Below are 10949 nucleotides of genomic sequence, written 5' to 3' on the forward strand. Positions count from 1 at the left end.
ACGCGCTACGCGCAGATCGTGGCGCTGATGGAGCAGGCCTCGACCGGCAAGCCGCGCATCGCGCAACTGGCCGACCGGCTGGCCAAGCCGTTCCTGATCTTCGTGCTGCTGGCCGCGGGCCTGGCCTGTGCCTGGTGGTGGCCGACCGACCCGGCGCGGGCGCTGATGATCACGGTGGCCATCCTGGTGATTACCTGCCCGTGCGCGCTGTCGCTGGCCACACCGGCCGCCATGCTGGCCAGCGCCGGCGCGCTGGCCAGGGATGGCGTGCTGGTGCGGCGCCTGCAGGCGCTGGAGGAGCTGGCCGAGGTCGATACCGTGGTGTTCGACAAGACCGGCACGCTGACGCGGGATGCCTTCGTGCTGGCCGACGTGCGGGTGCGCGAGGGTGCGTCACGTGCGCAGGTGCTGGCGCTTGCGGCTGAACTCGCGCGCGGCAGCCTGCACCCGGTCTCGCGCGCGCTGGTTGCCGCCGCCGAGGCCGAGGCGGCGGCCTGCCCCGGCGCGTCCTTGAGCCAGGTGCGCGAGCTGGCTGGCCAGGGCGTGCAGGCCAGGCTGGTCACGGCGGAGGGCGGCGAAACGACGTTGCGGCTCGGCTCCGCCGCGTTCTGCGGCTTGCCGGAGTCGCCAGTGGACGGGCCGGCCAGCCACCTTGCCGACGACCAGGGCTGGCTGGCCAGTTTCGAGTTCCGCGAGGATGTGCGCGACGATGCGCGCGCCGCCATCGATGCGCTGCACGCCGGCGGCCTGCGGGTGCGGCTGCTGTCCGGCGATCGCTCGCAGGCCGCGGCGCGGGTCGGCGCGCTGGCCGGCATCGACGACACGCGCGGCGACTGCTCGCCGGCCGACAAACTGGCGGCGCTGCAGCGAGCGCAGCAGGACGGCCAGCGTGTCGCCATGGTGGGCGACGGCCTCAACGACGGGCCGGTGCTGGCCGGCGCCAACGTGTCGTTCGCGTTCGGGCGCGCGGTGCCGCTGGCGCGCGCGCAGTCGGACTTCGTGGTGCTTGGCGACCGCCTGCTGCTGGTGGCAAAGACACAACGCCAGGCGCGTCGAACCATGCGCATCGTGCGGCAGAATCTCGCCTGGGCCGCGGCCTACAACGCCATCGGCGTGCCGCTGGCGATGATGGGCTGGGTGCAGGCCTGGCTGGCGGGCCTGGGCATGGCCGCCAGCTCGCTGCTGGTGGTCCTCAATGCATTGCGGCTGTCGTCGGGTGCGCGGGCCGTGTCGGAGGAGCCTTGATGGACATTCTGTACTTGCTGATCCCGCTCTCCGTGGTGCTGGTTTTCTTCATCCTCGGCGCCCTGTGGTGGGCCATCTACCGTGGCCAATTCGACGACGTCGACCGTGAGGGCGAGCGCATTTTTGAGCACGATTGACGCACGTCAATCAAGACCATAATACTGTCCCGGATACTTTTGAAGGTTTCAAAGGAAGAGGTGGAAATGACATTCGCCAATACGCAATCCACGGTCTACAACGACAAGGTGGTGAGGCAGTTCGCCGTCATGACGGTGGTCTGGGGCGTGGTCGGCATGCTGGTCGGCGTGATCATCGCCGCGCAGCTGGCCTGGCCCGAATTGAACCTGGGGATTCCCTGGCTCAGCTACGGTCGCCTGCGGCCGCTGCACACCAATGCGGTGATCTTCGCCTTCGGCGGTTCCGGCCTGTTCGCCACCGCGTACTACGTGGTGCAGCGCACCTGCCAGGTGCGGCTGTTCTCCGACCAGCTGGCGGCCTTCACGTTCTGGGGCTGGCAGGCGGTGATCGTCGCCGCTGCCATCACGCTGCCGCTGGGCCTGACCAGCACCAAGGAATACGCCGAACTCGAGTGGCCGATCGACATCCTGATCGCGCTGGTGTGGGTGTCGTTCGCGGTGGTGTTCTTCGGCACCGTCGGCACGCGCCGGGTCAAGCACATCTACGTTGCCAACTGGTTCTACGGCGGCTTCATCCTGACCATCGCGCTGCTGCACATCGTCAACAGCGCGGCGCTGCCGGTAGGCCTGTTCAAGTCCTACTCGGCCTACGCCGGCGTGCAGGACGCCATGGTGCAGTGGTGGTACGGCCACAACGCGGTCGGCTTTTTCCTGACCACCGGCTTCCTCGGCATGATGTACTACTTCATCCCCAAGCAGGCTGAGCGCCCGGTGTACAGCTACCGGCTGTCGATCGTGCACTTCTGGGCGCTGATCTTCACCTACATGTGGGCCGGCCCGCACCATCTGCACTACACGGCGCTGCCGGACTGGGCGCAGAGCGTCGGCATGGTGTTCTCGCTGATCCTGCTGGCGCCCAGCTGGGGCGGCATGATGAACGGCATCATGACCCTGTCGGGCGCCTGGCACAAGCTGCGCGACGACCCGATCCTGCGTTTCCTGATCGTGTCGCTGTCGTTCTACGGCATGTCGACCTTCGAGGGTCCGATGATGTCGATCAAGACCGTCAACGCGCTCTCCCACTACACCGACTGGACCGTCGGCCACGTGCACTCCGGCGCGCTGGGCTGGGTCGGCCTGATCACCATCGGCTCGATCTACTACTTGCTGCCGCGCCTGTTCGGCCAGAAGCAGATGTACAGCGTCAAGGCCATCGAGGTGCACTTCTGGACCGCCACCATCGGCATCGTGGTGTACATCGCCGCGATGTGGATCGCCGGCGTTATGCAGGGCCTGATGTGGCGCGCGGTCAACCCCGACGGCACGCTGACCTACACCTTCGTCGAGTCGGTCAAGGCCACCTATCCGTTCTACGTGCTGCGCCTGCTCGGCGGCCTGCTGTACCTGGGCGGCATGCTGGTCATGCTGTGGAACATGTTCAAGACCATCACCGCCGGTCGCGCCGTCCAGGTGCAGATCCCCGCGACCATGGCTCGCGCCTGATCAGGAGTCCATCGTCATGGCAGAAGAGAAAATCACCGGCCACGCCAAGGTCGAAACCAACAACTTCTTGATGATCGTGCTGATCCTGCTGGTGGTCTCCTTCGGGGGCCTGGTGGAGATCGTGCCGCTGTTCTTCCAGAAGTCCACCACGCAGCCGATCGAGGGCCTGAAGCCCTACACCGCGCTGCAGGTGGTCGGCCGCGACGTCTACGCACGCGAGGGCTGCAACAACTGCCACTCGCAGATGATCCGCCCGTTCCGCGCCGAGGCACTGCGCTACGGCCCGTATTCAGTTGCCGGCGAATTCGTCTACGACCACCCGCACCTGTGGGGCAGCAAGCGCACCGGCCCCGACCTGGCGCGCGTCGGCGGCCGCTACAGCGACGACTGGCACCGCGCGCACCTGGTCAACCCGCGCGACGTGGTGCCCGAGTCCAACATGCCGGCCTATCCGTGGCTGGAGCGCAATGCGGCCAACGCCAACACGATCCAGGCCCACATGCGCGGCCTGCGCACGCTGGGTGCGCCCTACACCGACGAGGAGATCGCCAAGGCGCCCGAGGAGCTGCAGGGCAAGACCGAGATGGATGCGCTGATCGCCTACCTGCAGGTGCTGGGCGTCCATCGCCGCTGATCGGACACGAGGCAGAACATGGACATCAATCTGCTGCGCAGCATCGCGACCGTGCTGGCGTTCGTCGTCTTCATCGGCATCGTGGTCTGGGCCTGGTCGCGCCGCAACAAGGAACGCTTCGACGAGGCGGCGCGACTGCCGTTCGAGCAGGACTGAACCGGCACGACCCAGCAGCAAGGCAAGGAACTGAAAAATGAGCGACTTCACAAGCAATTTCTGGTCGGTGTTCATCACCAGCCTGACGCTTCTCGGCATCATCGGCTGTCTGGTGCTGCTGTGGGTCAGCGGCAAGACCAAGGCCATGACGACCGCCGACAACACCACGGGCCACGTCTGGGACGGCGACCTGCGCGAGATGAACAACCCGCTGCCGCGCTGGTGGGTTGGCCTGTTCATCATCACCTGCCTGTTCTCGCTGGCCTATCTCTACCTGTACCCCGGCCTGGGCACCTACGCCGGCTCGCTCGGCTGGACGCAGACCGGCCAGTTCGAGCGCGAGGTGGCCAGGGGCAACGAACAGGCGGCGCCCATCTACGCCGCCTTCGCCGGCAAGAGCACCGCGGATCTGGCCAAGGACCCGCAGGCGATGGCCATCGGCGACCGCCTGTTCATGAACAACTGCGCGCAGTGCCACGGCTCCGACGCGCGCGGCAGCACTGGCTACCCCAACCTGACCGACAACTTCTGGGCCTGGGGCGGAACGCCGGAGCAGATCCACGCCTCCATCACGCAGGGTCGCACCGGCGTCATGACGCCGATGGGCGCTGCCGTCGGCGGCGCGGACGACGTGCGCAACCTGGCGAACTACGTGCTCAGCCTGTCGGGTGCGCCGCATGACTCGGTGCGTGCCAACCTGGGCAAGCCCAAGTTCGCGGTCTGCTCGGCCTGCCACGGCGCCGACGGCAAGGGCAACCAGGCGCTCGGTGCGCCCGACCTGACGCGCGGTATCTTCGTGCACGGCCCGGTGGTCGAGGCGCACGTGACCAGCATGATCATGAACGGCAAGACCGGCGTCATGCCGGCCTGGGAGGCCAAGTTCACGCCCGAGCAGCTGAAGGTGCTGACGGCCTATGTGTGGGGTCGTGGCGGTGGCCAGGAAGGCGCCGATGCCGCCGCCCCCGCGGCTGCCACGCCTGCGGCCGCCGCGCCGGTTGCGGCAGCACCCGCGGCCAACGCCGCCGCTCCGGCTGCCGATGCCGCCTCGGTGGTAGTCGAGAACGGCATCGTCAAGTTCTACTTCGCCACTGGCAAGGCCGACATCGCCGCCGGCGCCGACCAGGCGCTGGCCGAGGTGGTCAGCGGCGTGAAGGGTGGCAAGACGGCGGTCGTCAGCGGTTTCGTCGACAGCAGCGGCAGCGCGGCGCAGAACGAGGAACTGGCCAAGCAGCGCGCGTTCGCCGTGCGCGACCAGCTCAAGGCGCTCGGCATCGCCGAAGACAGGATCGAACTGAAGAAGCCCGAGAACATCGATGCCGGCGCCGGCGCCCAGGCACGGCGGGTGGAGGTGAGCCTGGTTTGATCAGCAGCACGGACGGCGCCCGGAGCGCCGGCCCGCTGGCCCGAGCGGCCCGGCACGATGGGGCGTTCGGCGCCCTGTTCTTGTCTGGCGCACGGCAGGGACAATGCGTCTTGAGCGCCGCGCTGCGATGCCGGCGCGACTAGACTTTCGCTCCGGAGTGCAATCCACAGGCCTGTTGTTGTGAGCAAGACATCCCCGACCGACAAGCCCGCCGCCGCAGCCGCCGGCGACGAGGTGATGGTGTCGCTGTACCAGGCGCAGAAGAAGATCTACCCGCGCAGCGTCACCGGCCTGTTCGCCAGGTGGCGCTGGTTCTTCGTCTTCGCCACCCAGATCTTCTTCTACGGCATGCCGTGGCTGCAGTGGGGCGGCCGCCAGGCGATGCTGTTCGACCTGGAGGCGCGGCGCTTCTACATCTTCGGGCTGGTGCTGTACCCGCAGGACGTGATCTACCTGTCGGGCATCCTGATCATCTCGGCGCTGCTGCTGTTCCTGTTCACCGCCGTGGCTGGCCGCCAGTGGTGCGGCTACGCGTGCCCGCAGACGGTCTACACCGAGATCTACCTCTGGTTCGAGCGCAAGCTGGAGGGCGACCGCTCGGCCCGCATGCGGCTCGACGCGGCGCCGATGTCGGCCAACAAGCTGCTGCGCAAGACCAGCAAGCAGGCGATCTGGATCCTGTTCGGGCTCTGGACCGGCTTCACCTTCGTCGGCTACTTTACGCCGATCCGCGAGCTGGCCGGCCACGTGCTGAGCTGGAACCTGGGGCCCTGGGAGACCTTCTGGATCTTCTTCTACGGCTTTGCCACCTACGGCAACGCCGGCTTCATGCGCGAGCAGGTGTGCAAGTACATGTGCCCCTACGCGCGCTTCCAGAGCGCGATGTTCGACAAGGACACGCTGATCGTCACCTACGACGCCAAGCGCGGCGAGCCGCGCGGCGCGCGCTCCAAGCGCGCCGACCACAAGGAACTGGGCCTGGGCGACTGTGTCAACTGCACGCTGTGCGTGCAGGTCTGCCCCACGGGCATCGACATCCGCAACGGCCTGCAGTACGAATGCATCAGCTGCGCTGCCTGCATCGACGTCTGCGACGAGGTGATGGACAAGGTCGGCTATCCACGCGGCCTGATCCGCTATTCCACCGAGCACGCGCTGGAACAGGGCTGGGGCGGCAAGGAAATCCTGCGCCACGTGCTGCGCCCGCGCGTGCTGATCTATTCGGCCATCCTGGCGGCGGTGACCATCGCGCTGATGGCCAGCCTGTTCCTGCGCACGCCGTTCAAGGTCGACATCGTGCGCGACCGCGCCACGCTGGCGCGCATCGTCGACGGCAGCAAGATCGAGAACGTCTACCGCATCCAGGTCATGAACGCCACCGAGAAGCCGCAGACCTTCGCGCTGTCGGCCGAGGGCCTGCCGGGGCTGGAACTGGTGACCGAGCGGAGTGTGACCATCGACGGCGCGCAGTCGCTGTGGGTGCCGGTGCGCCTGCAGCTGCCCTGGGGCACGGCCAAGGCGGGCTCGCACGAGATCCACTTCACGGTGCAGGCCGATGGGGTCGGCACGGTGCGCGAGAAATCGGTCTTCATGGTGCCGAGGTGAGCCAAGATATGAGCAGTCCGTCCCGCGCCGATCAGGCGATGCCCCATTCCGGCCCGTGGTGGAAGCACCGGCTCATGTGGCTGGTGGTCGGCGGCCCGGCGGTCGTGGTGGTGGCGTCCTTCGTCACGCTGTACCTGGCCATCAGCCGGCCCGATCCGGTGTATTCCGATGCGCAGCGTCCCGATGCCACCATCGAGCAACCGACGAGCGAGCGCGGCAGGGCTGAACTCACGCCCGCCATGCAGGCGCGCAACCACGCCGCCACCGGCGGCGTGAACACGCCGTCGTCGACCGCGCCCGGCGCCGACGCACGTTGAATCTTCTTGACTGAACTGGATTGCCCATGCTGCGTGAGCGCTTGATGTGGATTGCCTGGCCCGCGTTCCTGGTTGCCGCCGTGCTGGAAATGATGGTGTTCGCCGTGCTGGACCCGGCATCCCTGACCCTGTTCGGTGAAAGCGCCGGTTGGTCGCGGCCCGCGGTCTACACCGTCACCTTCCTGATTTTCTGGATCATGATGATGGCTTCCAGCGCGCTGACCACGCTGCTGTCCATGTCGCCGTTCGAGATCAATCGGCGCCAGTTGCAGGTGGAGCCGGATCAAGGTCGTTGATCATCCCGGCGAAGTAGGGCCAGCACGCCAGGCGCATTCGCTGCCGCCCAGATCCATCGGGTGTACGGCCTGGTGCTGCTGCGGCAGCCTTGATCGCTGCAGGCGGGGACATGCGGCCGAACCAACCGTTCGCGGCTTGCTTCCCGCGCTCGGGCAACGCCGGCAGCAGCACCCGTTCGAGTGGCGACGCAATCGACCTTCTCAACCAATCGATCCCTGGAGCCGCAGGGCACCGATGGCTACGTCCTGCGGTCGGCATCCGTGATGGTTCTCGGTGCTCGCGCTTGACCTGTCTTCACCGGGAGGCCCGGCGCCGTGCAGGCGCTCCGTCATCGAGGCTATTCACGCGACATGAGGCAAGGGGGGTTGACACGTATCGTTCAATGAATGATCATTCAATCAATGTGCTGATCCTGGCTTGGGTGTACCCTAGCTGACGCCGGTGTCAGCGGTTGGTGGCTTGTGGACGGTGTCGTCGGGTTAGGCAGCGATGCAGTCGCGACGGTTGACCATGGGTGGAAATCATCGACCCCCGGTGGGGTGGCATTTAGTCTGTTGCAAGGAGACAAGCATGAAGTTCGCTCGCAAACTGGCCAGTGCGGTGGTGGTGGCTGCCGCGTTGACCGCATTCGGCACGGCGCAGGCCAAGGATCTCACCATCGGCCTGGTGCTGTCGATGTCCGGGCCGTTTGCTGACTACGGCAAGCAGATCAAGCACGGCATCGACCTGTATATCGCCGAGCACGGCGATACGGTGGCGGGCCGCAAGGTCAAGCTGCTGGTGAAGGACGACACCGGCATCGCGCCGGCGGTCGCCCGCCGCTTGGCGCAGGAGTTCCTGGTCAACGACAAGGTCGATATCCTGGCCGGCTTCGACCTGACGCCGAACGCCTTCTCCGCCGCACCGGTGGCCACGCAGGGCAAGGTGCCGATGGTGGTGATGAATGCAGCGACGTCGGCGGTGACCGAGAAATCACCGAACATCGTTCGCACCTCGATGACCCTGCCTCAGGTGTCTGCGCCCCTCGCGCGCTGGGCCCATGCCAACAACATCCGCAACGTCTACACGCTGGTGGCTGACTACGGGCCCGGCCATGACTCTGAGATCCAGTTCCAGAAGACCTTCAAGAGCCTGGGCGGCAAGATCGTGGGCGAGGTGCGCACGCCGGTCGATACCGCCGACTACGCCGCGTACCTGTCGCGCATCCGGGATGCTAAGCCGGATGCCGCGTTCTTCTTCGTGCCGCCGGGCAGTTCCAGCGTGTCGCTGATGAAGGGTTTCAAGGAGCGTGGCCTGGACAAGGCCGGCATCAAGCTGCTGGCGACCGGCGACCTGACGGACGAGAACGAACTGGCGGCGCTGGGTGACGCGGCGGTCGACGTGATCTCGTCGTTCCACTACTCGGATGCACACGATTCACCCGAGAACAAGACCTTCGTAGCCGCGTATCGCAAGGCGTTCCCCAAGGACCGGCCGAACTTCATGGCGGTCGGCGGATACGACGGCATGCAACTGATCTACAAGGTACTCGAGCAGACCAAGGGCGATGCCAGTGCCGAAGCCTTCATCGCCGCGGCCAAGGGCATGAAGTGGAACAGCCCGCGGGGCCCGGTGGAAATCGATCCGCAGACGCGCGACATCATCCAGAACATCTACATCCGCAAGACCGAACGCGTCAATGGGGTGCTGCAGAACACCGAATTCGACACCATCAAGGCGGTGAAGGATCCCGGCAAAGCGGGCGAGTGAGGCTTCGGCAGCCGCTCGCTGTTCAAGGCGCGAGCCGGGGACCGACGGGATATTTGCGCGCACAGACACGGATGAGCCATGACGATCGTCTTTGACGGCATTGCGTTCGGCATGCTGCTGTTCCTCATCAGCGTCGGCCTGTCAGTCACGCTGGGCCTGATGAACTTCGTCAACCTGGCGCACGGGGTCTTCGCGATGGTGGGCGGCTATGTCTGTGTCATCCTGCTGAACGAGTACGGCATCCCGTTCCTGGCCACCATTCCGTTTGCGGTGCTGGTCCCCGCCGTGCTCGGGGTCATCCTGGAGCGCCTGCTGTACCGGCGGCTGTACGAGGCGTCGGCGCTTGACCAGGTGCTGTTTTCCCTCGGCCTGGTCTTCATGGCGGTATCGATCGCCCACTACTTCTTCGGCGCCCGGCAACAGCCCTTGCACCTGCCTGCCTTCCTCAGCGGGCAGGTCAAATTGCTGGGCCTCGACGTCGGCGCCTACCGCCTGTTCCTGGTCATTGTGGGCGTGGTGCTGGCGCTGCTGCTGCAGTGGTCGATCGTGCGCACGGCGTTCGGAGCCCGTCTGCGCGCGGCGGTGGACAACCAGCGTACCGCCCGCGGCCTGGGGATCGACGTCGATCGCGTCTTCATGCTGGCATTTGCGCTCGGCTCGGCACTGGCGGGGCTTGGCGGAGCCCTCGGCGTGGAAATACTCGGGATGGATCCGGAGTTCGCCGTCAAGTATCTGGTGTATTTCCTGATCGTGGTCACCGTTGGTGGCACCGGCAACATCCTGGGGTCCCTGTATGCCGCCATCCTGCTGGGTGTCGCAGACATCGCCGGTCGGTATTACGTGCCGCAGATCGGCGCCTTCATCATCTACGCGATCATGGTGGCGATCCTGATCTATCGGCCGCAGGGCCTGTTTGGTCGTGCTCAGCACTGAGATCCTGCCATGACGACATCGCATCCGATCGATGCCCAGTCTGGCCATGATCCTGCGCAGCGGCGCGCGGTGGTGGAACGCTTTCGTCGAAGCGACCGCTGGGGACCGCTGGAGTACCTGTTCTGGTGCCTGCCGGTCCTCGCCTACTTCCTGTTTCCCGGCAACTACCTGCTGCTCAGTCAGATCGCGATCACCAGCCTGTTTGCGCTCTCGCTGGATCTGATCTTCGGCTACGCCGGCATCATCTCGCTTGGCCATGCGGCGTTCTTCGGTGTCGGCGCCTACACCGTGGGCCTGCTGGGCGTGCATGGCGTGGGCGAGCCCTTGCTTGGCCTGCTCCTGGCGGCGCTGTTCGCCGCCATCCTCGGCTTCCTGAGCAGCTTCCTGCTGCTGCGCGGGTCCGAGCTGGCGCGCCTGATGGTGACCCTGGGCGTCGCGCTGATGCTCTACGAACTGGCGAACAAGTTCAGCGACATCACGGGTGGCGTGGACGGCATCCCGGGCATCGAGGTGAAACCCGTGCTGGGCCTGTTCGAGTTCGACCTGTTCGGCCGGGTCGGCTACATCTACTCGGTGGTGGTGCTGTTCCTGCTGTTCTGGCTGGCGCGCCGGCTGGTGCATTCGCCGTTCGGCCAGAGCCTGCGCGGCATCCAGATGAACTCGGCGCGCATGCCGGCGCTGGGCGTGTCGATCAACCGGCGCCTGGTCGCGATCTACACCGTGGGTGCAGCCTACGCCGGTGTCGCGGGGGCGCTGCTAGCGCAGACCAACCAGTTCGTGTCGCTGGCGGTACTCAGTTTCGGCAACTCCGCCGACCTGCTGCTGATCCTGATCCTCGGTGGGACGGGACGGCTTTACGGCGGGCTGGTCGGCGCCATCGTGTTCATCGTCGCCAAGCACGTGCTGTCCGACATCAATCCACAGTACTGGCACTTCTGGCTGGGTCTGTCCCTGGTGCTGCTGGTGATGTTCGCCCGCGGCGGCATCCTCGGCACGGCAGCCCAATGGCT

At 66.2% G+C, this 10949-nt stretch carries 12 protein-coding genes; all 12 read left to right on the top strand.

Going from position 1 to position 10949, the window contains the following annotated elements; all coding sequences use genetic code 11:
- The coding region (locus tag PK606_RS09085) for a heavy metal translocating P-type ATPase (protein ID WP_324563020.1) at nt 1-1245 on the top strand (1245 nt) is incomplete at its 5' end.
- Entirely contained in the window at nt 1245-1382 is a 138-nt protein-coding gene (ccoS, locus tag PK606_RS09090) for a cbb3-type cytochrome oxidase assembly protein CcoS (protein WP_180551058.1), read from the top strand. The genes PK606_RS09085 and ccoS, both read left to right, overlap by 1 nt.
- 66 nt (nt 1383-1448) lie before the next feature.
- Nucleotides 1449-2885: a cytochrome-c oxidase, cbb3-type subunit I gene (gene ccoN / locus PK606_RS09095; protein WP_324563023.1), complete on the top strand. Its 1437-nt coding sequence runs from the start codon at nt 1449-1451 to the stop codon at nt 2883-2885.
- 16 nt (nt 2886-2901) lie between these two features.
- Complete coding sequence (gene ccoO / locus PK606_RS09100) at nt 2902-3519, top strand: cytochrome-c oxidase, cbb3-type subunit II (RefSeq protein WP_324563025.1); 618 nt, start codon at nt 2902-2904, stop codon at nt 3517-3519.
- Nucleotides 3520-3537: 18 nt separating this feature from the next.
- On the top strand, nt 3538-3675 hold the full coding sequence (locus PK606_RS09105) for a cbb3-type cytochrome oxidase subunit 3 (protein WP_324563027.1): 138 nt from the start codon (nt 3538-3540) through the stop codon (nt 3673-3675).
- A 37-nt stretch (nt 3676-3712) separates the two neighbouring features.
- On the top strand, nt 3713-5038 hold the full coding sequence (gene ccoP / locus PK606_RS09110; protein WP_324563028.1) for a cytochrome-c oxidase, cbb3-type subunit III: 1326 nt from the start codon (nt 3713-3715) through the stop codon (nt 5036-5038).
- Between the two features lie 237 nt (nt 5039-5275).
- The gene (ccoG, locus tag PK606_RS09115; RefSeq protein ID WP_324563040.1) at nt 5276-6643 is read left to right on the top strand and encodes a cytochrome c oxidase accessory protein CcoG; all 1368 of its coding nucleotides are present in this window, start codon (nt 5276-5278) and stop codon (nt 6641-6643) included.
- An 8-nt stretch (nt 6644-6651) separates the two neighbouring features.
- A complete protein-coding gene (locus tag PK606_RS09120; protein WP_324563030.1) occupies nt 6652-6960 on the top strand; it encodes a hypothetical protein in 309 nt (102 codons plus the stop codon).
- A 26-nt stretch (nt 6961-6986) separates the two neighbouring features.
- Nucleotides 6987-7256, top strand: a complete 270-nt coding sequence (locus tag PK606_RS09125; protein ID WP_324563032.1) for a hypothetical protein — start codon at nt 6987-6989, stop codon at nt 7254-7256.
- 571 nt (nt 7257-7827) lie between these two features.
- On the top strand, nt 7828-9006 hold the full coding sequence (locus PK606_RS09130) for an ABC transporter substrate-binding protein (protein ID WP_324563033.1): 1179 nt from the start codon (nt 7828-7830) through the stop codon (nt 9004-9006).
- 78 nt (nt 9007-9084) lie between these two features.
- Complete coding sequence (locus tag PK606_RS09135; protein WP_324563035.1) at nt 9085-9939, top strand: branched-chain amino acid ABC transporter permease; 855 nt, start codon at nt 9085-9087, stop codon at nt 9937-9939.
- A gap of 9 nt (nt 9940-9948) precedes the next feature.
- Nucleotides 9949-10949 (top strand): branched-chain amino acid ABC transporter permease (locus tag PK606_RS09140; RefSeq protein WP_324563038.1); only part of this gene is annotated, 1001 nt, incomplete at its 3' end.

It is taken from the genome of Ottowia sp. (assembly GCF_035444425.1).
Taxonomy (GTDB): Bacteria; Pseudomonadota; Gammaproteobacteria; order Burkholderiales; family Burkholderiaceae_C; genus Ottowia.